22 protein-coding genes are annotated in these 22,133 nt (G+C 69.9%); 20 read left to right on the forward strand and 2 right to left on the reverse strand.

The genetic code is table 11. The features are described from left to right. Nucleotides 1-221: 221 nt before the first annotated feature. Nucleotides 222-1,487: a phytoene desaturase family protein gene (locus QM597_RS02465; RefSeq protein ID WP_415003287.1), complete on the reverse strand. Its 1,266-nt coding sequence runs from the start codon at nucleotides 1,485-1,487 to the stop codon at nucleotides 222-224. Between the two features lie 87 nt (nucleotides 1,488-1,574). Here QM597_RS02465 and QM597_RS02470 point away from each other — a divergent pair, with 87 nt between their 5' ends. From QM597_RS02470 to QM597_RS02490, 5 genes are all read left to right on the forward strand, one after another. Further along, nucleotides 1,575-2,018: a DUF3040 domain-containing protein gene (locus QM597_RS02470; RefSeq protein WP_415003288.1), complete on the forward strand. Its 444-nt coding sequence runs from the start codon at nucleotides 1,575-1,577 to the stop codon at nucleotides 2,016-2,018. A 355-nt stretch (nucleotides 2,019-2,373) separates the two neighbouring features. Next, nucleotides 2,374-2,823 (forward strand): division/cell wall cluster transcriptional repressor MraZ, encoded by a 450-nt coding sequence (gene mraZ / locus QM597_RS02475; RefSeq protein ID WP_415003289.1) that lies wholly within the window; start codon nucleotides 2,374-2,376, stop codon nucleotides 2,821-2,823. A 163-nt stretch (nucleotides 2,824-2,986) separates the two neighbouring features. Next, on the forward strand, nucleotides 2,987-3,976 hold the full coding sequence (rsmH, locus tag QM597_RS02480; RefSeq protein WP_415003290.1) for a 16S rRNA (cytosine(1402)-N(4))-methyltransferase RsmH: 990 nt from the start codon (nucleotides 2,987-2,989) through the stop codon (nucleotides 3,974-3,976). Further along, on the forward strand, nucleotides 3,973-4,413 hold the full coding sequence (locus QM597_RS02485) for a hypothetical protein (protein WP_415003291.1): 441 nt from the start codon (nucleotides 3,973-3,975) through the stop codon (nucleotides 4,411-4,413). Before rsmH ends, QM597_RS02485 begins: the two co-directional genes overlap by 4 nt. Continuing rightward, nucleotides 4,410-6,170: a peptidoglycan D,D-transpeptidase FtsI family protein gene (locus QM597_RS02490; protein WP_415003292.1), complete on the forward strand. Its 1,761-nt coding sequence runs from the start codon at nucleotides 4,410-4,412 to the stop codon at nucleotides 6,168-6,170. The genes QM597_RS02485 and QM597_RS02490 overlap by 4 nt, the downstream gene beginning before the upstream one ends. Before the next feature lie 25 nt (nucleotides 6,171-6,195). Here QM597_RS02490 and QM597_RS02495 read toward each other — a convergent pair whose 3' ends face one another. Next, entirely contained in the window at nucleotides 6,196-6,528 is a 333-nt protein-coding gene (locus tag QM597_RS02495; protein WP_415003293.1) for a histone-like nucleoid-structuring protein Lsr2, read from the reverse strand. 435 nt (nucleotides 6,529-6,963) lie between these two features. Here QM597_RS02495 and QM597_RS02500 point away from each other — a divergent pair, with 435 nt between their 5' ends. From QM597_RS02500 to QM597_RS02570, 15 genes are all read left to right on the forward strand, one after another. Beyond that, a complete protein-coding gene (locus QM597_RS02500; RefSeq protein WP_415003334.1) occupies nucleotides 6,964-8,466 on the forward strand; it encodes a UDP-N-acetylmuramoyl-L-alanyl-D-glutamate--2,6-diaminopimelate ligase in 1,503 nt (500 codons plus the stop codon). Further along, nucleotides 8,463-9,845, forward strand: coding sequence for a UDP-N-acetylmuramoyl-tripeptide--D-alanyl-D-alanine ligase (locus QM597_RS02505; protein WP_415003294.1), 1,383 nt, complete (start codon nucleotides 8,463-8,465; stop codon nucleotides 9,843-9,845). Before QM597_RS02500 ends, QM597_RS02505 begins: the two co-directional genes overlap by 4 nt. Before the next feature lie 57 nt (nucleotides 9,846-9,902). Continuing rightward, nucleotides 9,903-10,967 carry a phospho-N-acetylmuramoyl-pentapeptide-transferase gene (gene mraY, locus QM597_RS02510; RefSeq protein WP_415003295.1) on the forward strand — a complete coding sequence of 355 codons (1,065 nt, stop codon included), beginning with the start codon at nucleotides 9,903-9,905 and terminating at the stop codon, nucleotides 10,965-10,967. Continuing rightward, the gene (locus QM597_RS02515; protein WP_415003296.1) at nucleotides 10,964-11,965 is read left to right on the forward strand and encodes a hypothetical protein; all 1,002 of its coding nucleotides are present in this window, start codon (nucleotides 10,964-10,966) and stop codon (nucleotides 11,963-11,965) included. The genes mraY and QM597_RS02515 overlap by 4 nt, the downstream gene beginning before the upstream one ends. A gap of 134 nt (nucleotides 11,966-12,099) precedes the next feature. Next, entirely contained in the window at nucleotides 12,100-13,323 is a 1,224-nt protein-coding gene (ftsW, locus tag QM597_RS02520; RefSeq protein WP_415003297.1) for a putative lipid II flippase FtsW, read from the forward strand. Then, on the forward strand, nucleotides 13,320-14,399 hold the full coding sequence (murG, locus tag QM597_RS02525) for an undecaprenyldiphospho-muramoylpentapeptide beta-N-acetylglucosaminyltransferase (RefSeq protein ID WP_415003298.1): 1,080 nt from the start codon (nucleotides 13,320-13,322) through the stop codon (nucleotides 14,397-14,399). Before ftsW ends, murG begins: the two co-directional genes overlap by 4 nt. Further along, nucleotides 14,399-15,787 (forward strand): UDP-N-acetylmuramate--L-alanine ligase, encoded by a 1,389-nt coding sequence (gene murC / locus QM597_RS02530; protein ID WP_415003299.1) that lies wholly within the window; start codon nucleotides 14,399-14,401, stop codon nucleotides 15,785-15,787. The genes murG and murC overlap by 1 nt, the downstream gene beginning before the upstream one ends. After that, entirely contained in the window at nucleotides 15,780-16,526 is a 747-nt protein-coding gene (locus tag QM597_RS02535) for a cell division protein FtsQ/DivIB (RefSeq protein ID WP_415003300.1), read from the forward strand. Before murC ends, QM597_RS02535 begins: the two co-directional genes overlap by 8 nt. A 167-nt stretch (nucleotides 16,527-16,693) precedes the next feature. Continuing rightward, a complete protein-coding gene (ftsZ, locus tag QM597_RS02540; protein ID WP_415003301.1) occupies nucleotides 16,694-17,854 on the forward strand; it encodes a cell division protein FtsZ in 1,161 nt (386 codons plus the stop codon). Further along, complete coding sequence (locus QM597_RS02545) at nucleotides 17,855-18,520, forward strand: polyphenol oxidase family protein (protein ID WP_415003302.1); 666 nt, start codon at nucleotides 17,855-17,857, stop codon at nucleotides 18,518-18,520. It begins immediately after the preceding gene. Beyond that, nucleotides 18,513-19,226: a YggS family pyridoxal phosphate-dependent enzyme gene (locus QM597_RS02550; protein ID WP_415003303.1), complete on the forward strand. Its 714-nt coding sequence runs from the start codon at nucleotides 18,513-18,515 to the stop codon at nucleotides 19,224-19,226. Before QM597_RS02545 ends, QM597_RS02550 begins: the two co-directional genes overlap by 8 nt. 67 nt (nucleotides 19,227-19,293) lie before the next feature. Then, entirely contained in the window at nucleotides 19,294-19,809 is a 516-nt protein-coding gene (locus QM597_RS02555) for a cell division protein SepF (protein WP_415003304.1), read from the forward strand. A gap of 3 nt (nucleotides 19,810-19,812) precedes the next feature. Further along, complete coding sequence (locus QM597_RS02560; RefSeq protein ID WP_415003305.1) at nucleotides 19,813-20,106, forward strand: YggT family protein; 294 nt, start codon at nucleotides 19,813-19,815, stop codon at nucleotides 20,104-20,106. 92 nt (nucleotides 20,107-20,198) lie between these two features. Continuing rightward, nucleotides 20,199-20,951, forward strand: a complete 753-nt coding sequence (locus tag QM597_RS02565) for a DivIVA domain-containing protein (protein WP_415003306.1) — start codon at nucleotides 20,199-20,201, stop codon at nucleotides 20,949-20,951. 88 nt (nucleotides 20,952-21,039) lie between these two features. Next, the gene (locus QM597_RS02570; RefSeq protein ID WP_415003307.1) at nucleotides 21,040-22,131 is read left to right on the forward strand and encodes an ATP-binding protein; all 1,092 of its coding nucleotides are present in this window, start codon (nucleotides 21,040-21,042) and stop codon (nucleotides 22,129-22,131) included. Nucleotides 22,132-22,133 lie beyond the last annotated feature (2 nt).

A 22,133-nucleotide genomic window follows, 5' to 3' on the forward strand; every position in this document is an offset into this window, starting at 1 on the left:
CCAGGTTAGCGTCCATCGCAGGTGCCCCCTACAGGGGTTCGGCGTTCGGGTAAGCAACGCTGAGTCTGGACACCCTGGTCTCTGAGGTCACGCAGCCACGCCGAAGGCCTTATCTCCCCGCATCAATCATCTAGGCCGCGCGTTCCTCGCGCCACCTCAGGACCCGGTGTGCTGCGCTCGCACCTCAATGACCTGATCGACCCGTTCCCGCAGGACCCCGCTCAGGTGCGGGGGGCGGTACCGATGGCGGCGGCGATGGCGGCGGTGGCCATGCCGATGTGCTCCAGGCGCGGCCCCGGATGCGCGTGCGCTCCGGCGTGGAACAGCCCGCCGGCCGGGGCGACCCCAGGACGACGGAACATCGAGGTCCAGCCGGTCCACATCCAGCCGTCGTCGACGTACTCGGTCATGCGCGCCGGGCGCAGGTCGTGACGCTCCAGCACCCGGTCGCGCAGGTCCAGGCCGAAGCGCGCGAGGGCGTCGAGCACGTCCTCGCCGCTGCGGTGTTCGAGCGTCCACCGCCTCGGCGCGGTGCGGTAGGCGACGACCGGGGGATTGGCGTGCAGCAGGGCCTCGGAGGCCAACTCGGGCGGATCGCCGTCGAGTGCCAGCAGGGTTCGTGAGGCGGGGACGACCGGGATGCCCGCGGTGTGCGGCCGGCCCAGGGGCGGGGTGCGGTTGCACCAGACGACGGTCTGCGCGTCGAGGAATCCCGCATCGGTCTCGACGCCCTGGACGTGTCCGGCGCTGTCGAGACGCACCTCGTGGGCGCGGGTGTTCAGCCGCACGTCGATCTTGCGTTCGGTGACGCGCTTGCCGAGTGCGGCGGCCAGGCCCGGCCAGTCGCCGTCGAAACGCCATCGGCCGAAGGTGCGTTCCACGTAGTGCCACACCGACAGGAAGGCCGGGGTCGCGCCTCGGTCGAGGCCGCTGTGACGCACCGGGTCGAGTACGAGTTTGCGCAGCCGGGGGTCGGCGAAGGACCGCTTGCCGAACGACGACATCATTCGCCGTGGGTGCAGCGTGGCGCGGGCGGTGCGGTCGAAGGCCGCTGGGCCGGTGAGGATCTGGTCATAGGCACCTCGGCGCAGCACCTCCCAGACGTCGGCCAGTGAGTCGACCCAGGGCGACCAGGTGTCGAAGCCGACCAGTTCGCCGATGGCGTCGTGCTGGTCCCCGCGATGCCCGTGGGGCAGGTCGAGCACCGAGCCGTCCTTGAACATATGGCGACGCGGCGGTGCCGGTTCCAGGCCGAGGCTGGCCTCCAGGGTGCGCCCGGACTTGCGGAATAGGTCGCGGAAGACGCCCGGTGTCGTGACGGCCGGCGGGTGGAGGTTCCAGCGGCTCCCGTCGATCTCGATGCCGTGCAGGCCGCCGCCGAGCCGCCCGGAGGCCTCCAGGAGGATCACCTCGTGCCGGGCTTTCGCCAGCCGGACGGCCGCCGATAGGCCCGCGAAACCACCGCCGGCGACCACGATGCGCGTCATGCCAGCACCTTAGTTGTGTCTCGGGGGCCGGGTCCTGGGTGGTCTGCTGACCACCGGGCACCTAGACTTTGCCTACGCCCCATCCCTATGGCGTCCACTGTTTTCCGGGAGGCAATCGTGCCGCTGTCAGACGAAGAAGCCCGACTTCTGCAGCAGTTGGAGCAGTCGCTGGCCGCTGAAGACCCCGATTTCGCCTCGACGCTGCGGGGATCGGCCTTCGAGGCGCGCAACCGTCGCTGGGCCGCGCTGGCGGTGTTGGGCTTCTTGGCGGGCCTCGGCGTGCTGTTCTACGGCACGATGCTGACCCTGACCTGGCTCGCGGTGGCCGGCTTCGTGCTGATGGTCGCCAGCGGCTATCTCTTCATCACCGCGTGGCGGCGCGGCATGGGTGCCGACGCCGACGAGGCCCCCCGCGCCCCGCAGGGTCCCCGCAGGGTCTCGCGCGGGGACCGGGGCCGTTCGTCCGGCTCCTTCGTCGAACGGATGGAACAGCGCTGGCAGCGTCGCCGCGACGGCGATCACGGGTTCTGATCCCTCCCTTTTCCACCACGCGCCGGCCGCCCTCCCCCTCGGGGGAGGCGGCCGGCGCGTTTTTCTGGCCGCTCCCGCTCCACCACGCTCCACGTCGCCCCGGATGAGGCTCCGCCCGGCTCCACGCGGAGCGTCTGGGGCGTGAGTAGGGCGCTTTTCGCCTGGAAATAAAGGGGAACGGCGGGCCGCAGGCCCGGTCTCTCCGCGCGCCGGTGGCCATCCCTCGCCGCGACACGCCCCAGTGTCGCGGCGGTAATGCCGTGCGGGGCTAGGCCATGTGGTGCAAAGTGGAGTACTGTGGAGCGAAATGGAGCAGCCGGGATGACCGCCCGGGCGATCCCCGAGGAGGTGCGCCGTGACCGTGGAGTCCGCGCAGTTCTTCGGTACGTTCACTCCGAAGCTCGACGAGAAGGGGCGCATCTTCTTGCCGGCGAAGTTCCGGGCGATGTTCCACGAGGGCGTCGTGCTGGCCAAGGGGCAGGAGAACTGCATCTACGGCTGGAAGCCGGAGACCTTCTCCGAACTCACCCAGAAGCTGCGGGCCGCCTCCTTCACCAACCGCCAGGTGCGCTTCTTCCAGCGCTCGCTGTACGCCAGCGCCTCGACCGAGGTGCCGGACAAGCAGGGCCGGATCGCCATCCCGGTGCTGCTGCGCGAGTGGGCGCACCTGGAGCGCGACTGCGCCGTGATCGGCGCGATGGACCGGATCGAGATCTGGAACGCCCAGCGCTGGGCACAGTTCACTGCCGAACAGGACGAGGCCTTCGCCAACCTCAGCGACGAGGAGATGCCCGACCTGTTCTGACCTCCGTCCCGCCCGTTCGGGCCGCGTCCGTGGAGCGAGATCTTCGGCCGAGTGGTTCTGGCGCACTTCCCCGGTGCCAGACCCATCCGGCCGGGGCTCTGGCTCTGCGGACCGCCTCGGGCCACCGATCCCCGTTCCCTCAGCATCCGGCCTTGGAGCACCGATGACCGCCGCCAGCCCCGCAGCCTCGGCACCCCTGCACGTCCCCGTGGCGTTGGAGCGGGTGCTCGACCTGCTGACCCCCGCAGTGGCCTCGGCCACCGACGACGGCCCCGCAGTCGTCGTCGACGCGACGCTCGGGCTGGGCGGGCATAGCGAGGCCATGCTGGAACGGCTCGGACCGCAGGTCCGCGTCCTCGGTATCGACCGCGATCCGCACGCCCTGAGGCTGGCGTCGCAGCGGCTAGCGCCCTACGGAGATCGGTTCACCGCCGTCGAGGCGGTGTATGACGACCTCGACCGCGTGCTGGAGGAGGCCGGGGTGGCCCGCGTCCACGGCGTCTTGTTCGACCTCGGGGTCTCCTCGATGCAGCTGGACCAGGCCGATCGGGGCTTCGCCTACGCGCAGGACGCGCCGCTCGACATGCGGATGGATGCCGGCGGCCCGCTGACCGCAGCGGACATCCTCAACACCTACGACGTCGCCGACCTCGCCCGGGTGCTGCGCATCTACGGGGAGGAGAAGTTCGCCCGGCGGATCGCCGAGAACGTCGTTCGCGAGCGTGAGCGCGAGTCGTTCACCACGAGCGGTCGGCTCGTCGAGTTGATCCGGGCTAGCATCCCGCAGGCGGCGCGCCGCACGGGCGGGAACCCGGCGAAGCGCACCTTCCAGGCGTTACGGATCGAGGTCAACGACGAACTGCGCGTGTACGAGCGCGCGCTGCCGGCCGCCCTCGCCGCGCTGGCCGACGGCGGCCGGGTCGTCGTGCTGTCGTACCACTCGCTCGAAGACCGGATCACCAAGAGGGCCTTCGCCGCAGCGACGACCAGCCCGGCCCCGCGCGACCTTCCGGTGGTCCCGGCCGACCAGCAGCCGGGCTACCGCTTGGTGACGCGCGGTTCGGAACCCGCCTCGCAGGCAGAGATCGACACCAACCCGCGGGCCGCCTCGGTGCGGCTGCGGGCCATCGAGAAGAGGAGTGCCACGGCATGAGTGCATCCCCGGTGCGATCCGCGATGCGGTCGGCCTACCAGCCGGTGCTCCCGGACCGCGAACTCCGATCCAGGGCGGAGAAGGCGCGCGAGCGCGCCTTCCTGCGCCTCGTGACGCCGGCACAGGCGCGGGCGCGCCGTGCCCCCTTCGTCGTGGTGATCGTCGCCATTTTATCGGTGGGGCTGGTCGGCCTCATCGTCATCAACACCGCTCTCCAGGACCAGGCCTTCGAGTTGGCCAGGCTGCAACAGCAGGCCGCCGCGCTGGAGATGCAGCAGCAGCAGTTGGCCTACGAGGCAGACCGGATGGCCAATCCGGCCTCACTGGCCGATGCCGCTCGCTCACTCGGCATGGTGCCCAACGAGAATCCGGTCTTCCTCAAGCCCGACACCGGCGAGATCATCGGCGTGCCGACACCGGCCGGAACGCAGCCATGACGCCCGCCCAGCGGCGGCGGCAGCGGGTCGTCCGCGCGCGGGTCAGGTTCAGCCTGCTCACCGCATTCGCCGTCTTCGTGGTCTTCGGGGCGCGCCTGCTGCAGATCCAGGGCTTCGACACCGGTGCCTACGCGGCGCAGGCCACCGACGCCGGCACCCGTTCGACCATCGTGCCGGCCGAGCGCGGCGAGATCCTGGACCGCAACGGCGTGGCCCTGGCGACGAGCTACGACGGCGTCACGCTCACCGCAGACCCGGCCTTGACTGCCGAGAACGCCCCCCAGATCGCCAGTATCGTCACGGAGGTCATCGGATCGGACGCGGACTACTTCGACCTCATCGACCGCTTGCGCAAGCCCGATGACCGTTTCGAGTACGTCGCCAAGGACCTGCCCGCCTGGCAGGCCGACCAGGTGATCGAGGCGCTGAGCAAGGCGGGGCTGAACGGCGTGTTCGTGCAGCACGAGAGCCTGCGGTCCTACCCGAACGGTTCGGTCGCGGCGAACCTGCTGGGCCATCTCAACGACGACGGCGACGGCGTCGGTGGGCTGGAACAGCAGTACAACTCGATCCTGTCAGGCAGTGACGGCTCGGCGACCTTCACCGTCTCGCCGAAGGGGGAGAAGATCCCGCTGGCCGACAGCCAGATCGTCGAGATGGAACCCGGCAGCGATGTGCTGACGACCATCGACAGCGATCTGCAGTGGTACGCCGACAGCGTCCTGGCCGACACGGTCCAGTCGACCGGTGCCGACTGGGGTCTGGCGGTGACGCTGGACGTGCAGACCTGCGAGATCCTGCAGATGTCGCAGGTGCCGACCTTCGACGCCGATGCGGGACTCGACCTCACCGACGCGCTGACGGTCAACCGGGCGATGCAGACGGTGTACGAACCGGGGTCGGTGATGAAGACCATCACCATGGCGGCGCTGGCCGATCAGGGCAAGATCGAGCCGACCACACCCATCGTGGTGCCCTCGCAGATGTCCATCGACGGCTTCACCATCGGCGACGCCTGGGACCACGGCACCTTGCACCTGACGGCCGCCGGGGTCATCGCCAAGTCCTCCAACCTGGGCACGATCATCGCCTCGCAGCAGATGGACGACGAGACCATGTACGACTACCTGCGCGCCTTCGGTTTCGGCGAGAAGACCGGTGTCGGCCTGCCGGGGGAGTCCTCCGGCCTGTTGAGCGACGGCTCGGAGTGGACCAAGGCCAATCACGCCACGATCTCCTTCGGCCAGGGAATCTCGGTGACCGCGCTGCAGATGGTGCGCGCGGTCGGTGCCATCGCCAACGGGGGCCAGATGTGCGATCCGACCGTGGTCAGCGGGGTGCAGTCGCCGGGCGGCTCGGTCACGCCGACGGTCGCCGACGCCCCCCGTCAGGTGGTTTCCACGGAGGCGGCGAAGGCGGTCACGACCATGATGGAGGCGGTCGTGACCCCGGAGGGGTCGGCTCCCGTGGCGCAGATCCCGGGTTACCGGGTGGCGGGCAAGACCGGCACGGCCTGGCGGGTCGACCCCGACACCGGGCGGTACGTCACCGGCTCACACACGGTCTCGTTTATGGGCTTTGTCCCGGCCGACGCCCCGCGCTTCCTGACCTATGTCGTCATCGACAACCCGAAGGGGAATGCGAGCGGCGGCGGCACCGCAGCACCGGTGTTCCGCGACATCATGTCGATGGCGCTGCAACGTTTCGGCATCGTGCCGACCGGTGCTGCGGCACCGGGCACGCCGACGACCTGGTAAGGCGCGCCGCCGAGGCCGGTTCGAGTCAGTGGGCGGCGGCAAAGGCGTCCTGCACGGCCGCCGGGATACGGCCGCGGGTGGGCACGTCGAGTCCCTGAGCCTCGGCCCATGCGCGGATCTCCTTGGGCGAGGGACCGCCGCTCTTGGCCGCCGCTCGGCGCGCACCGCGCGTGCCGGTGACGCGCTGGCCTGCGGCGATGTAGGGGGCGAGGACCTGGGCGAACTCCTCGGCCTCGGCCTCGGTCAGGTCGATCTCGTAACTCGTGCCGGCGAAGGCGAAGTACACGGTCGGGGAACCCGATTCGATTTCGACTGCGCTCAGATCCGAGAAATACTTGTCAATGGTTCGTTTAGCCATGCGTGAAGAGTAGGAAAAGTCGCCCGATGATGCAATCTGCGCTCGGAGATTTCGAGATAATGGCGCAAGGAGGAGATAGAAGATCGCGGCTCAAGGACTGATCCTCCGATCATAGGAGCTTCCTGCGCGCCCCTTCGACTTCGATTCAATACCAGAAGGTCCGTTCCCTGAATCCTGCCTCAGGAGCAATGGCGGGCTGCGGGGCCATAGTGCTCACCGTGAAAGGCGCGGTGCTTGCTCGGGTGAGTGGGTGATCGTGAACGAAGCGGGGATGCCCAACCACGACATTGCCCGCGCCATCGGTTTCTTGGCGGGATCGCGGTCGAATGCCTCGTCGAGGAGTAACGTGCTCGGGAACCGACGGCAGTGACTCCGGGCGATGACGTGAACATGGTCAAATCCACGGGCCGCTAGAGTCGGGGAGTGGCCGAGCAGATGAGAGATCGCCCGCGCGTGGGTCCCGGTCGCACGCTCGGCTGGATCGCCGATCACCTCGGCGTCCCGGCCGGGGTCCCGGCGGATCCGGCGCTGCCCGTCGCGGGCATCGCTCTGGGCAGTTCGGACGTGCGCCCCGGTGACCTGTTCGTCGCACTGGCCGGCGAGCGCAGCCACGGTGCCGACCACCTCGACGCCGCAGTGGCTGCCGGAGCCGTGGCCTTGCTGACCGACGAGCAGGGTGCGGTTACGGCCGCCGGCCGGCTCCCGGCTTTGGTCGTGCCGGAGCCGCGCGGCGTCCTCGGCAGACTGGCCAGTGCGTTCTACGGCGACCCGAGCGCCGCCTTTACCACTGTCGGCGTGACCGGGACCCAGGGCAAGACCACGACGACCTACCTCGCCGAGGCCGCCGCCGGACAGCCCGCTGCGGTCGTCGGGACCATCGGCACACGCATCGCCGGGCAGCCGGTTGCCTCGGCGCTGACCACGCCGGAGGCCCCGCGCCTGCAGAGCCTGTTCGCCGTCATGCGTGAAGAAGGCGTCCGCACCTGCGCGATGGAGGTCTCCAGTCATGCACTGGTCCAGCGCCGGGTCGACGGATTCGTCTTCGACGCCGCGATCTTCCTCAACCTGGGCCGCGACCACCTGGACTTCCACCGCGACCTGGAGGACTACTACGCGGCGAAGGCCCGGCTACTGACCCCCGATCACGCCCGCCTCGGCATCGTCAACATCGACGACGAGCACGGGCGCCGGCTCGCGGCGGAGGCACCGGTGCCGGTCACCACCTTCTCGACCGAGGGGCACCCCGCCGACTGGCGCGCGGTCAACATCCGGGCGCACCGGCTCGGCTCGCAGGCCGATCTCGTCACCCCCGACGGGCGAACGGTGCCGGTCTCGGTGCCGCTGCCGGGGGCCTTCAACGTGTCGAACGCGGTCGCGGTGCTGGTGGCGCTGGCCGAGGCGACCGGCCGTGATCTCGCCGACCTCGCGGCGGGCCTGGCGAACGCCCCCGGCGTCCCCGGACGCATGGAGCGGGTCGAGGCCGGCCAGGACTTCACGGTCGTCGTCGACTACGCCCACAAGCCCGACGCGATCACCGCTGTCCTGAGGGCGCTGCGCCCGGTGACGCCGGGCCGGCTCGTCATCGTCCTGGGTGCCGGGGGGGACCGCGACATCGGCAAGCGGCCGCTCATGGGCGCGGCTGCGGCAGGCCTCGCCGACATGGTGGTGGTCACCGACGACAACCCGCGCTCGGAGGATCCCGCGCTCGTCCGCCAGGCCGTGCTCGCCGGCGCGCTCGGTCACGCCGCCGATGTGGTCGAGATCGGCGACCGGGCCGAGGCCATCGCGCACGCCATCGGCCTGGCCGGGCGGGGCGACACCGTGGTGATCGCCGGCAAGGGCCACGAGACCGGACAGGACATCGACGGCGTTGTCCATCCCTTCGACGACCGCGAGGTGGCGCGGGGCGTGCTCGGCGAGGCGCGGGGGCGCGCATGATCGCGCTGACGGCCGCACGGATCGCCGAGGTCGTCGGCGGCAGAGTCGTCGGCGACGATACCGTGCTGGTCACGGCCCCCGCCGTGATCGACTCGCGACAGGCCCAGGGCGGCAGCCTGTTCGTCGCGCTCGTGGGCGAGCACGCCGACGGCCACGACTTCATCGACGCTGCCGCGTCACGGGGGGCGACTGCGGCCCTGGCCGAGCGCGAGGTGGACTCGCCCATCGCGCTCGTCGTCGTCGACGACGCCCAAGCGGCGCTGGGCCGCCTGGCCCGTCACGTCCACCGGCAGCTGACCGCCGCCGGGCTGACCACGCTCGCGCTGACCGGTTCGGCCGGTAAGACCAGCACCAAGGACCTGCTCGCGCACATCGTCGAGGCCCACGGTCCGGCGGTGGCACCCACCGGATCGTTCAACAACGAACTGGGCGTGCCGCTGACCGTTCTGCGCGCTACCGAGCAGACTCGGTATCTCGTGATCGAGATGGGCGCTCGCGGCATCGGCCACGTTGCCGCGCTGTGTGAGATCGCGCCGCCGGATGTCGCCTCCGTGCTCAACGTCGGTACCGCCCACGTCGGCGAGTTCGGGGGTGTCGAGCAGATCGCGCGGGCCAAGGGGGAGATCGTCGAGGCGCTCGGCAGTGACGGCGTGGCCGTGCTCAATGCCGACGACCCGCGGGTGTTGCCCATGTCCTCGCGCACCCGTGGCCGTGTCGTGACCTTCGGCACGGCCGACGATGCCGATGTGCGGCTCGCCGGCCTGACACTCGACGAACGGGGATTCCCCGAACTGCTCCTGACCCGTGGCGAGGAGTCCGTGCAGGTGGTGCTGCCGCAGCCCGGCCTGCACCACGGGGCCAACGCCGCCGCTGCGGTGGCGATGGCGGAGTCCGCCGGAGTGCCGTTCGCAGATGCGGTCGCCTCGCTGGCAAGCGCGACCGCCCGCTCGCCGCACCGCATGGCGCGTTACGACCTCCACGGCGGTGCCACGGTGGTCGATGACGCCTACAACGCCAATCCCGAGTCGATGCGGGCCGCACTGGGCTGGCTGGCCGAGGCCGCGCCGGGCCGGGGGATCGCGGTGCTCGGCGCGATGCTGGAACTTGGCGACGACGCGGACCGCCTGCACCGCGAACTCGGTATCGCTGCCGCCGGACTCGGGCTGCGTGAGCTCATCGCCATCGGCGAGCAGGCCGCGCCGATGGCCGATGGCGCGGGGCGGATCGGTCACCGCGTCGCCGATGTCGGCGAGGCCGTCGAGCGCGTGCGGGCGGCCCTGCGACCCGGCGACGTGGTGCTCGTGAAAGCATCCAGAGGCTGCCGCTTGGAGCGCGTCGTGGACGCGTTGCGGGAGCCGACCGGGCATACTGCGCAGTGACCCGATTCGACCGTTGCCCTTGTCTTTGACGTCTGCCTGAGAGGAACACGCTTTCCGATGTTGGCCATCTTGATCGCCGGAGCCGTCGCCCTGTTCAGCACGCTGCTCGGGACGAGGGTGGCGATCACGGTGCTCGTGTCCAAGGGCTACGGCCAACTCATCCGCGACGACGGCCCGACCTCCCACCACGTCAAGCGAGGCACGCCGACGATGGGCGGACTGGTTGTCATCTTCGCGGTGCTGCTCGGTTACGGGGCGGCCCACCTGTTTATGAAATCGCCGCCCACCGCGTCGGCGCTGCTGCTGCTGTTCCTGTTCGCGGGCTTGGGCGGCATCGGCTTCCTGGACGACTGGATCAAGATCTCTCGCCAGCGCAGCCTCGGCCTGCGCAGCAAGGCGAAGATGATCGGTCAGATTTTCGTCGGTCTGGTGTTCGCGCTCATGGCCATCGGCTGGGAGAACGAGAATGGAGACACGCCGATCACCCATGTGGTCAGCTTCACCCGCGACCTCGCTGGCTGGGAGCTGCCGACGGTGCTCCTGGTCATCTGGGTGTTGCTGCTCATCGCGGCGACGAGCAACGGCGTCAACCTCACCGACGGCCTCGACGGCCTGGCCACGGGTGCCTCGGTCATGGTTTTCGGTGCCTTCGTGCTCATCAACCTGTGGCAGAGCAATCAGAACTGCACGACCGTCCCCGGCCCGAAGTGCTACGACGTGCGCGACCCCATCGACCTGGCCGTGGTGGCCTCGGCCCTGACCGGCGCGTGCTTCGGCTTCCTGTGGTGGAACACCTCCCCGGCGAAGATCTTCATGGGTGACACCGGCTCGCTCTCGTTGGGCGGCGCGATGGCCGGGTTCGCTTTGATGACCCGCACTGAGTTGCTGCTGGTGATCCTCGGCGGCCTGTTCGTCATCATCACCGCGTCGGTCATCTTGCAGGTCGGGTACTTCAAGATCAGCGGCGGCAAACGCATCTTCCGGATGGCACCGCTCCAACATCATTTCGAGTTACTCGGCTGGGCGGAGATCACCATCGTCGTGCGTTTCTGGCTCATCAGCGGCCTGTGCGTGGCGACCGGCCTGGGCTTGTTTTACTGGGAATGGGTCACGGGCCTGTGAGCGCCGGCCCCCGGCTGCCCGAGCACGGAGAGTCATGGGCGGGCCGCCGGGCGGTCGTGCTCGGCTACGGTGCCGGCGGTCATGCGGTGGCCGACGCGCTGCAGCATCTCGGTGCTGAGACGGCGGTGTTCGGGCAGTCTCCCGCAGGGCCGGAGTGGCCCGAGCGCGCACGGCTGTTGGAAGTGTTGGGGGTCGACCTGCGCCTGGGCGAGAAGCCCGAGGACGCCCGGTTCGACCAGGCCGACCTGGTGGTCGTCGCGGCGGACGAGCCGCAGTGGTCGGTGCCGTGGGCGGCGCGGGCCGCCGGACGCGGCGTCACCGTGTGGGGCGAGGCCGAGTTCGCGTGGCGCTTGCGCGCGCCGGACGCGCCTGCCTGGCTCGCGGTCGCCGGGAGTCGCGGCGTGGCAACCACGGCTCGTCTGGTGCAGGCCATCGCGCGGGCCGAAGGGTTGAGCTGCGATGTCGCCGGTTCCCGGAACCGTCCGCTGCCCGAGGCGGTCATGGACCCGCAGCCCTGCGATGTGCTGGTGGTCGAGGCCTCCGCCGCGTTGGCGGCCGGCATGGCGAGCGTGTCGTGCCGGGCTGCGGTCGTGCTCGATGTCGCACCGGGCGAGCGGGACACCGGCATCGGCCGGGTCTACGAGAACGCGCAGATCGCCTGCGTCTACAACGCCGCCGACGCCGCGACCGAGGCGCTGGTGGCCGAGGCCGACGTCATCGAGGGCTGCCGGGCCATCGGATTCACCCTCGGGATGCCCGGACTCAGCATGATCGGCCTGGTCGAGGACATCATCGCCGACCGCGCCTTCGTCGTGGACCGGCATTCCAATGCCGCAGAACTAGGCACGACCGGTGATCTGGAGCGCGACGGCCGTGCCGCGACACCGGACCTCGTCGAGTGCGCCCTCGCCGCCGCAGCCCTGGCGCGCGCCCACGGGGTCTCCCAGCGTGCCGTCCGCGACGGCCTGCGCACCGCGCTCCTGCCCGCCGCGCCCTGAGCCGCACCGTTCGATGCTCGGCCGCAGGCGGCCTCACACCTCAGCCACCGGCGACACGCGCCCGGACGTCCCGCTCTCGGCCGTTCCCAGCGGCCAGACTTGACCCATGCTCTGCGATGAGGAGGTCTGTCCGCATGGGCGCGACATCTGACCGCCGACCGCCCGCCGAGGCCGTGGGCGGCCTGCTCGCCCGGCCGCTGGCCTCTTATCAGCTCGTCCTCGGCGTCTCGGCCATTCTCGTCGGACTCGGACTCGTCATGGTGCTCAGCGCGAGTTCGGTGCTGGCCTACCGCTCGAACGGTAACTCCTACGCCATCGTGATGAAGCAGGGCCTGTTCGCGGGCCTGGGCCTTGCCGGTGCCCTGGCTGCGCTCAAATTGCCGCTGACTTTCTTCCGCCGGATCGCCGGTCCGCTGCTGATCGCGGTCACCCTGCTCATCGTGGCCACTTTGATCCCCGGCATCGGCGTCGAGGTGGGCGGCAACCGCAACTGGCTGCCGCTGGTCGGCGGATTCCGCCTCCAGCCGTCGGAGTTCGCCAAGCTCGCCGTCATCATCTGGATCGCGGCGCACTACGCGGACCACCAGAAGGCCCTGCACGGACCCCGCGCGACCCACGCGATGCTGATGCCGGTCGTGCCGGTCGCGGGCGCCATCGGCTGTCTGGTCGTGGCGCAGAAGGACCTCGGCACGGCGGTCGTCCTGTTCGGCGTGATCTTCGCGATGGTGTGGGCCGCCGGGCTGCCGCGGCGGCTCGTCGCTACCGGTGCGGTGCTCCTGGGCGTGGCTCTCGTGCTGTTGGTGACGACCGCACCGCACCGCATGGACCGGCTCATGGTGCTGCTGGACCCCATGAGCGACCCCGACCGCACCGGCTATCAGTCGATCCACTCGATGATGGCGCTGGCCACCGGCGGATTCTGGGGGGTCGGTCTCGGCGGCAGCCGCCAGAAATGGGGGGCGCTGCCCAACGCGCACACCGACTTCATCCTCAGCGTCGTCGGTGAGGAACTCGGCCTGCTGGGCACTTTGGTGGTCCTGGCGCTGTTCGTGCTGCTGGCTATCGCGGGGGTGCGCATCGCCCTGCGCACCACTGACCGGTTCGCTCAGTACGTCGCCATCGGCGTGACCATCTGGATCACCGGGCAGGCCGCGATCAACATCGGCATGGTTCTCGGACTGCTGCCGGTCATCGGCATCACCCTGCCGCTGATGTCCTACGGGGGATCGAGCCTCTTGGTGACCATGACAGCCTTGGGGTTGTTGGCGCGTTGCGCCTTGACCGAACCCGGCGCGTCGCGGGCGCTGCAAGCCCGTAAGAAGCGCGACCAGGAGCCTGAGCGAGGAGCGCGACTATGACACCACGGATCCTGCTCGCCGGCGGCGGCACTGCGGGACACACCTCGCCGCTGCTGGCGACCGCCGAGATCTTGCGGGAGGCCGGTGCGGAGATCACCTGCCTCGGCACGCCGCGCGGCCTGGAGGTCACGCTCATCCCGCAGGCCGGCTACCCGCTGGAACTCGTCCCGCCCGTGCCGCTGCCGCGCAAGGCCGGCGCGGACCTGGCGAAGGTCCCGACGCGGCTGCGCCGCTCCGTCGCCGCCACGCGCGAGGTCATCGAACGAGTGCAGCCCGACGTCGTGGTCGGCTTCGGCGGCTACGTCTCGGTCCCGGCCTACCTGGCCGCGCGCAAGAGGCTGCCCCTCGTCGTCCACGAGGGCAACGCCCGGCCCGGCATCGCCAACAAGCTCGGCGCGCGCTTTACCCCATACGTCGCCACGAGCTTTCCCGATACCGATCTGCCGCACGCGCAGTTCGTGGGCCTGCCGATCCGCCGGCTCATCTCCGGCCTGGACCGCACGGCACTGCGCGGCGAGGCTCGGGAGTTCTTCGGCCTGGACGCCGATCGCCCCACCCTGCTCGTCACCGGCGGATCGCAGGGGGCGCGGCGGATCAATCACGCCGTCTCCGGTGCGGCCAAGGCGCTCGCCGAGGCCGGCATCCAGGTGCTGCACGTCGCGGGACGGGTCGAGGAGGCACAGCCCGAGCGTGGTGACGACGACCCGCCTTACGTCGTCGAGGGATTCGTCGACCGGATCGACCTGGCCTATGCCGCAGCCGACTTCATCGTGTGCCGAGCCGGTGCCAATACCGTCACCGAGGTTGCGGTGACCGGGCTACCTGCGGCCTTCGTGCCCCTGCCCATCGGCAACGGGGAGCAGGCGGTCAACGCCCACCCCGTCGTCCAGGCCGGGGGAGCACTGCTCATCGACGACGAGGCGTTCTCGACACGCTGGGTCGAGCAGGTGGTGGTGCCGCTGCTGGCCGACGCCGAGCGCCTGGCGGCGATGAGCGATGCTGCCGCCCACGAGTTGCCGCGCGATGCCGATCAGCGCCTGGCCGAGATGGTCCTGGCCGCTGCGAAGGGGCAGTGATGCACGTTCCCGTGCCGGAGGTCGTCGAGCCGGCCGCCTCGCTTCGTCACGTCCACCTCGTCGGGATCGGCGGCGCGGGCCTGTCGGCCATCGCCCGGCTCCTGCATCAGCAGGGCGTGTGCGTCAGCGGCAGCGACCAGGCCGACTCGGCGCTCACCCGTGCTCTCTGCGACGAGGGGATCACGGTCCACATCGGCCACCGGGCCGAGAACCTGGGCGACGCGGACACGGTCGTCGTCTCGACGGCGGTCCGCGAGGACAATCCCGAGGTCGTCGCCGCGCAGGCCGCCGGAGTACGCCTGTGGCCGCGGTCGGCGGGCCTGCAGTCGATCCTGATCGGCCGGCGGGTCATCGCCGTCGCCGGTACCCACGGCAAGACCACGACGACGGCCATGATCGTCTCGGGCCTGCGCGCGGCCGGCCTGGACCCGACGTTCGCCATCGGTGCCGAAGTCGCCTCGCTCGGCACCAACGCCCGGCTGGGCGGCGACGATCTCGCGGTCATCGAGGCTGACGAGAGCGACGGTGCCTTCCTGGTCTACACGCCGGACTTCGGCGTCGTCACCAACGTCGACGCCGACCATCTGGACTACTGGGGGTCGGCGCAGGCCTACGCGGAGGCGTTCGTCCGGTTCGTCGACGGCTGCGCGGCCGGTGCGGCGGTGGGACTCGACGACGAGGGCGCGCGCGCCCTCGTCGGCCGCCGCCGCGTCGTGACCACCGGCTTCGCCGAGGACGCCGACCTGCGCGGCACGGACCTGAGCGCCGACGCGGCGGGCACCCGGTTCCGCGTGCGGTGCGCGGGTGAGGCGGACCTCCCGGTGGAGTTGGCGGTCACCGGCCGCCATTACGCCCAGGACGCACTACTCGCGCTGGCCGCCTGTCGGTATGTCGGTGCCGATCTCGACGGTTTCGTGCGCGGTCTCGGCGAGCATCGTGGGGCCAAGCGCCGGATGGAGTACCTCGGCGAGGCTGCGGGCGTGCAGGTCTACGACTCCTATGCCCACCATCCCACCGAGATCGCTGCCGATGTGGCCGCCGCCCGTGCCATCGCCGGTAAGCGGCGGCTGGTGGTGGCCTTCCAGCCGCATCTGGTCAGCCGTACCCGGATCTTCGGGGCTGAGATGGGACGCGAGCTGTCGGCCGCCGATGAGGTTGTCGTCGCCGACATCTACCTCGCGCGCGAAGACCCCGACCCGCGGGTGAGCGCGCAGCTCGTCCTTGACGCCGTGGACGGCCCCGCCGCGCTGGCCGGCGGACCGGTCGAGGGCCTCGACGCGCTGCTGGCCTGCATCGTGCGTGCCGGCGACCTGCTCGTGACCTTGGGGGCCGGCGACATCACCGCCGTCGGGCCGCGGGTGCTGGAGCGGCTGCGAGCCGATGCCTAGCCGGCATGACCCACGGGAGCCGTTGTCGTTCCGTGCCCGCCGTCGGCGAGAGCGTCTGCGCCGCACGCTCCGGGTACTCACGGTGCTGGTCGTCGTGGCGATCCTCGGAGCCGGGGTGTGGCTGGTGGCGTTCTCGTCGGTGCTGGCCGCCGACCGGGTCAAGGTCACCGGCGTCGACCTGCTCTCGACTCAGGAGGTGCTGGCTGCGGCCGACGTCCCGCTGGGCACCCCGTTGGTGCGCCTCGACGTCGACGGTATCGAGGAGCGTGTGAGTTCCCTCGCACCGGTGGAGTCCGTCGATGTCTCCCGGTCGTGGACCGGCACGGTGACCGTCGCGGTGACCGAGCGCACGGCGGTTGCCTGGGTCGATGACGGTGGGGAGATTCGCGGGGTGGATCGCTTCGGCGCGGACTTCCGCACCTTCGACGAGCCGCCGGCGCTGACCGAGATCCGGGTACCGGCCGAGCAGGGCCGGGACCGTCGTCAATCGCTGGAAGGGCTGGGTTCGGTGGTCGACACCCTGGCGTCGTCGGCACCGGAGCTGCTGGGCCAGATCGCCTACGGCGAGGCCCAGAGTCAGGACTCGATCACCTTCCAGCTGGTCGACGGCCGCCGGGTGCAGTGGGGGAGTGCGGAGGAGTCCGAGCGCAAGATCGAGGTCATCGAGGCGCTGCTGGCCTCGGTCGAGGCGACCGAGTATGACGTGAGCGCCCCCGAGCAGCCGACGACACGAGCCTGAGCCTGGTCGGCGTGTCGGCTGGGGCCTGCTCGCTTCGCCCCGTACCGTCATACGTGGACGAGGTTGACATAACTATAACTCTCTACATGAGGGTCAGAGTTTGAACGAGCCTCCTCCCCTACGTACCTGCTGCACTTCGCATGCTCGCCTCCTCGGGAAGGAACACCATGGCGGTCCAGAACTATCTCGCCGTGATCAAGGTCGTCGGCATCGGCGGCGGCGGCGTCAACGCCGTCAACCGCATGATCGAGGTGGGGCTCAAAGGTGTCGAGTTCATCGCGATCAACACCGACGCGCAGGCGCTTCTGATGAGCGACGCCGACGTCAAGCTCGACGTCGGCCGCGACTCCACGCGCGGTCTCGGTGCCGGTGCCAATCCGGAGATCGGCAAGCGTGCCGCAGAGGACCATGCCGAGGAGATCGAGGCAGCCATCAAGGGTGCCGACATGGTTTTCGTGACGGCCGGCGAGGGCGGCGGCACGGGCACGGGCGGCGCGCCCGTCGTGGCCCGCATCGCTCGTTCACTCGGCGCGCTGACGATCGGCGTCGTGACCCGCCCGTTCAGGTTCGAAGGACGCAACCGTTCTCTCCAAGCCGACGCCGGAATCCAGGCGCTGCGCGAGGAGGTCGACACCCTCATTGTCATCCCGAATGATCGGCTGTTGTCGATCAGCGACCCCAATGTCAGCCTGCTTGACTCTTTCCGGCAGGCCGATCAGGTGCTCCACCAGGGCGTATCGGGAATCACCGACCTCATCACGACTCCGGGCCTCATCAACCTCGACTTCGCCGACGTCAAGTCGGTCATGTCCGACGCCGGCTCGGCGCTCATGGGCATCGGCTCGGCCCGCGGCGAGCAGCGCGCGGCAGTCGCTGCCGAGATGGCCGTGTCCAGTCCGCTGCTGGAAGCCTCTATCGAGGGTGCCCGCGGCGTGCTGCTGTCCATCGCGGGAGGCTCTGACCTTGGCCTGTTCGAGATCAACGAGGCGGCCGGGTTGGTCTCGGACGCCGTCCACCCCGAGGCCAACATCATCTTCGGCGCAGTCATCGACGACGCCCTCGGTGACGAGGTCCGGGTCACCGTGATCGCCGCCGGGTTCGACGGGGGAGAACCCAAGGTGCGCGACGCCTCCCAGCCGGTCCTGCGCAAGGAGCCGGGGGCCGCATCGCCGGCCCATGCGGCCGAGGCGCGCCCGGCCGAGCGGGTCACCCCGGCACCAGGGGAGGAGCCGAAGTACCTCAAGCCCGACCCGCACCTGGACGGCCCTCTGGAACCGGTCGAGGTCGCCTATGACGACGACCTGGACATCCCTGACTTCCTGCGCTGAGTGGATACCTGGCCTCTCGACTGGCGGGTGAACGACGGTGATCTGGATATCGCGGTCGTCAACCGCGCCGTCGATCTGACCGATCGGGCCGATGTGGCGCGGGTCGGTGCGGTTCTGGGGGTTCGCCGCATCGTCACCATGACTCAGATGCACGGCGCGGAGGTGGCCTGGGTCGGAGTCGGCGAGGAGCCGCCGCCGCGAGCCGACGCCCTGCTCACCGACACTCCCGGCGTTGCCGTGGTCGCCCGCGCCGCCGACTGCCTGCCCGTGGCGCTGGCCTGCGGTGACGCGGTCGGTGCCGTCCATGCGGGCCGCGCCGGCATGACGGCCGGCGTCGCGGCGGCAGCGGTCGAGGCGTTGCGCGAGCGCACCGGTCAGCAGCAGGTGCGCGCCTGGTTCGGACCGTGCATCTGCGGATCCTGTTATGAGGTGCCCGCCGAGCTGGCGGCCGAGGTCGAGCGGCTTGTGCCCGGGAGCCGGTCGCGGACCTCCTGGGGCACCGACGCCCTCGACATCGCTGCGGGCGTGGCCGCGCAGCTGCGTGACCTCGGCGTTGAGGTGCACCCGCGCGCCGCACGTGCCTGCACCTTCGAGGAGGAGCGCTTTTTCTCCCACCGCCGCAGCGACACCGGGCGTCACGGCATCGTGGTGGTGCGTCATGGCTGAGCGGCGCGATGAGCTGGCTCGCGGCCTGGCGGCCGTCGAGGAGCGGATCGCCGCTGCCTGCGCTGCGGCGGGGCGTGACCGCGCGGAGGTCACGCTGATCGCCGTGACGAAGACCTATCCGGCCGCCGACGTCGATCATCTGGCGGCCCTCGGCATTACCGACGTCGGCGAGAACCGGCACCCCGAGGCCGGGCGCAAGCGCGAGGAGTCACAGGCCGGTCCGGGCCTGCGCTGGCATTTCCTCGGCGGGGTCCAGACCAACAAGGCCGGGGCCATCGCCCGGTATGCCGATGTCGTCCATTCGGTCGACCGGGCCAAGCTCGTCGCCTCCCTCGGGCGCGGGGCCGTCGCGGCCGGGCGCGATCTGGAGGTGCTGCTGCAGGTCGACCTCGGCCCGGAGTTCGAGCGTCCGTCTGACGGACGCTCCGGTGCTGCACCGGGGGAGTTGCTGCCGCTGGCCGATGCCGTGGCTGAGCAGGAGTGCTTGCGGCTCGGCGGGATCATGGCCGTGGCACCGCTCGGCGTCGACCCGGCACCCGTCTTCGCGCGACTCGCCGAGATCTCCGCGCGCTTGCAGGAAACGCACCCTCAGGCCGCCGCGCTCTCGGCCGGTATGAGCGGTGACCTGGAACAGGCCGTGGCCGCCGGCGCGACACACCTGCGTGTCGGGCGCGCCCTTCTCGGCGAACGCCCGTCACTCGGGTAGTGTGACTGCTGTGACTTGAGTGAACTCTCAGGTCTCTTCATCGAACAGCACACAATGAGGGGCAGTCATGGCTGGCGCAATGCGAAAGATGGGCGAGTACCTCGGCCTCGTCGAGCAGGCCGACTACGACGAGATGTACGACGACGAGGTGAGTGCCGCTCCGGCGCGCCGCGAGGATTCCGCGACCCGTGAGGAGTCCCCGGCGCCGCGCGCGTCGCGCACCCCTGCGGTGATCCGGCCTGCGGCCGTGGCCAACATCGACGACCGCCGTCGTCGTGTGGCCCCCGCTGCTGCGGACACCGACGTCGCACGGATCGAGACCGTCACCCCGCGCAGTTTCACTGACGCGCGCGTGGTCGGCGAGAACTTCCGCAGCGGGGTCCCGGTCATTATGAACCTCACCGAACTCGACGACGCCGACGCGCGCCGCATGGTCGACTTCGGTGCGGGTCTGGTGTTCTCGGTCCACGGCGCGATCACCCGGGTCACCTCGGGTGTCTTCCTGCTCACCCCGGCCAATGTGGTGGTGTCCGACGAGGACAAGCAGCGCATCGCCGGTGGCGGCCTCTACGACGCCGACTGACGTATGCCGCTTGCGGTCGCCAGCGTCGTTATCCTGATCCTCTGGATCGCGATTGTCCTGCTGCTGGCGCGTTTCGTCATCGAATGGATCGGCGTCTTTGCCCGTTCGTGGACCCCTCGCGGCTGGATCGCCGTGCTGTGCGAGGGGATCTACGTGGTCACCGATCCGCCTCTGCGGGCTATCCGGCGGCTGATCCCTCCGCTGCGCCTCGGCCAGGTGTATCTGGACTTATCCCCGCTCATCTTGCTGATCGTCTTGCAGATTCTCATCAGCGTGGTGCGCGCCACGGCGTTCTGAGAAAGTTGTGAGATCCCACGTTCCGGCGGCAAGGTAGCGTAGGGTTGATCGCAAGTCACAATCCGAGACCCCTTCTTTTCTGAGGTGAACCGATGCCCCTGACACCAGAGGACGTGCGCAATAAGCGCTTTACGCCCGTGCGGCTACGCGAGGGCTACGACATGGGCGAGGTGGATCAATTCCTTGACGAGGTCGAGGCCGAGTTGGAGCGCCTCACGGTCGAGAACGAGGAGTTGCGCGCCAAGGTTGCGGCCGCGTCTTCTGGTGAGCCGACCGGCCTGATCCCGCAGGTGGCCCCGCCCGTGGTGGAGCAGCCGCCCGCACCGGCTATCGCCATTCCCGAGCCGACCCCGCAGCCTGTGGCCGCCCCGGTGGCGTCCGCGCCTTCGGTCGCCGACGCCTCCTCGGCTGCGGCCCGGCTGCTGGAGATCGCTTCGTCCAATGCCGATCAGCTCATGGAGGCCGCTAAGGAGGAAGCCGACCGCATCGTCGGCGAAGCCCGGGTCAAGGCCGACCGCCTCGAGAGCGAGTCGCGCGGCAAGGCCGACCGCCTTGAGACCGATGCCCGTATCCGCGCGCAGAAGCTCGACGACGAAACCAAGCAACGCCGTGAGCAGGCGCTGGCGAGCATCGAGCGCGAGCGCTACGAGATGCAGCGTGAGGTCGAGCATCTGCGGGCTTATGAGCGTGAGTACCGCGCCCGGCTGAAGAACTACTTCCAGACCCAGTTGGAGCAGTTGGCGTCCACGGACAACTCCCCGGAGTCGGTCTCCGTGGGGGCACCGGTTGAGGCCGCGCACCAGCCGCGCCGCATGCGCACCCTGTTGAGCGACGAAGAAGTCTGAGAATCTCCTTCAGATCGAAGCGGGGGTTCTGGTCATCGCGACCGGGACCCCCGCTTTGTCGTTGGGGGGCGCTCTTTAGGGTCGGGGTGTGGACCACCTCGCCTTCGACGACTTCCCGGACGGCCTGATCGTCGCCGGTCCTGACGGGCGGGTGACGTACGTCAACGAACGGGTCCGCAAACTGGCTCGCGCCGAGGGCGACGAGATGATCGGGATGCCGCTCGCCGAGGCCATGCCGTTCGATGACCTCAACGGGCACACCTGGATGGAGTGCGTGCGGCCCTACGACGGCCTCAACACGCGCTCGGCGATCCTGGAACAGTCCTGGTATTCACCGCGAGGCTCGGAATACCTCATCACGGCCTCGCTGAAACGCGACCGGCCTGGCGGCCGGGTGCAACAGGTTGTCATCGGCATCCGCAGTGCCCGCGTCCGTAACCGGCACGATCGCGAGCGTTCCGATCTCGTGGCGACCGTCGCCCACGAGTTGCGCTCCCCGCTGACCGGCATCAAGGGCTTCACCTCGACGCTGCTGACCAAGTGGGATCGCTTCACCGACGAGCAGCGCCAGTTCATGCTGGAGACCGTCGACGCCGAGGCCGACCGGCTGACCCGGCTCATCATCGACCTGCTCGACGCCGCCCGTATCGATTCGGGCCGGTTGACGCTCAAACGTGGGCCAGTGCGCCTCGACGAACTGACCGAACGTGTGCTGCGCAGTATCTCGGCGGCCGGCAGCGAGCCGTCCTGGCGCATGGACATCGGTGCGGTGCAGACCGTCTGGGGCGACGAGGACCGTCTGGTGCAGGTCTTCACCAACCTGGCCGAGAATGCGATGCGCCACGGTCACGGGCTGCGGCGTGTCGAGGTCGTGGAGGCCGAGCGAGAAGGTGTTCACGGGGTGCGGGTGCGGATGTGTGACCGTGGACCCGGGATCCCGCCGGAGGCGCGGCAGCGGGTCTTCAGTCGCTTCTGGCGGTCCGGTCCGGGTGCCGGGAGCGGCCTGGGCATGTACATCGTCGGTGGCATCGTCACCCAGCACGGCGGCCTGGTTGACATCGATGATGCCGCCGGGGGCGGAGCGCAGATCGACGTGTGGCTCCCCGTCAACGAACCCGAAGCCCTGCGTGACGGGGACGATCGCGGTAGCGTGATCGGGTCAGGAACGACACGGGGGTGAGG

It is taken from the genome of Aeromicrobium sp. (assembly GCF_047607065.1).
Lineage (GTDB): Bacteria > Actinomycetota > Actinomycetes > Propionibacteriales > Nocardioidaceae > Aeromicrobium.

What these genes read in the sequence shown, in the direction of transcription:
- QM597_RS02465 (WP_415003287.1), bottom strand. Translation starts at nt 1,487, where the DNA reads ATGACGCGCATCGTGGTCGCCGGCGGTGGTTTCGCGGGCCTATCGGCG.
- QM597_RS02470 (WP_415003288.1), top strand. Translation starts at nt 1,575, where the DNA reads ATGGCGTCCACTGTTTTCCGGGAGGCAATCGTGCCGCTGTCAGACGAA.
- rsmH (WP_415003290.1), top strand. Translation starts at nt 2,987, where the DNA reads ATGACCGCCGCCAGCCCCGCAGCCTCGGCACCCCTGCACGTCCCCGTG.
- QM597_RS02485 (WP_415003291.1), top strand. Translation starts at nt 3,973, where the DNA reads ATGAGTGCATCCCCGGTGCGATCCGCGATGCGGTCGGCCTACCAGCCG.
- QM597_RS02490 (WP_415003292.1), top strand. Translation starts at nt 4,410, where the DNA reads ATGACGCCCGCCCAGCGGCGGCGGCAGCGGGTCGTCCGCGCGCGGGTC.
- QM597_RS02495 (WP_415003293.1), bottom strand. Translation starts at nt 6,528, where the DNA reads ATGGCTAAACGAACCATTGACAAGTATTTCTCGGATCTGAGCGCAGTC.
- QM597_RS02500 (WP_415003334.1), top strand. Translation starts at nt 6,964, where the DNA reads ATGAGAGATCGCCCGCGCGTGGGTCCCGGTCGCACGCTCGGCTGGATC.
- QM597_RS02505 (WP_415003294.1), top strand. Translation starts at nt 8,463, where the DNA reads ATGATCGCGCTGACGGCCGCACGGATCGCCGAGGTCGTCGGCGGCAGA.
- mraY (WP_415003295.1), top strand. Translation starts at nt 9,903, where the DNA reads ATGTTGGCCATCTTGATCGCCGGAGCCGTCGCCCTGTTCAGCACGCTG.
- ftsW (WP_415003297.1), top strand. Translation starts at nt 12,100, where the DNA reads ATGGGCGCGACATCTGACCGCCGACCGCCCGCCGAGGCCGTGGGCGGC.
- murG (WP_415003298.1), top strand. Translation starts at nt 13,320, where the DNA reads ATGACACCACGGATCCTGCTCGCCGGCGGCGGCACTGCGGGACACACC.
- murC (WP_415003299.1), top strand. Translation starts at nt 14,399, where the DNA reads ATGCACGTTCCCGTGCCGGAGGTCGTCGAGCCGGCCGCCTCGCTTCGT.
- QM597_RS02535 (WP_415003300.1), top strand. Translation starts at nt 15,780, where the DNA reads ATGCCTAGCCGGCATGACCCACGGGAGCCGTTGTCGTTCCGTGCCCGC.
- ftsZ (WP_415003301.1), top strand. Translation starts at nt 16,694, where the DNA reads ATGGCGGTCCAGAACTATCTCGCCGTGATCAAGGTCGTCGGCATCGGC.
- QM597_RS02550 (WP_415003303.1), top strand. Translation starts at nt 18,513, where the DNA reads ATGGCTGAGCGGCGCGATGAGCTGGCTCGCGGCCTGGCGGCCGTCGAG.
- QM597_RS02555 (WP_415003304.1), top strand. Translation starts at nt 19,294, where the DNA reads ATGGCTGGCGCAATGCGAAAGATGGGCGAGTACCTCGGCCTCGTCGAG.
- QM597_RS02560 (WP_415003305.1), top strand. Translation starts at nt 19,813, where the DNA reads ATGCCGCTTGCGGTCGCCAGCGTCGTTATCCTGATCCTCTGGATCGCG.
- QM597_RS02565 (WP_415003306.1), top strand. Translation starts at nt 20,199, where the DNA reads ATGCCCCTGACACCAGAGGACGTGCGCAATAAGCGCTTTACGCCCGTG.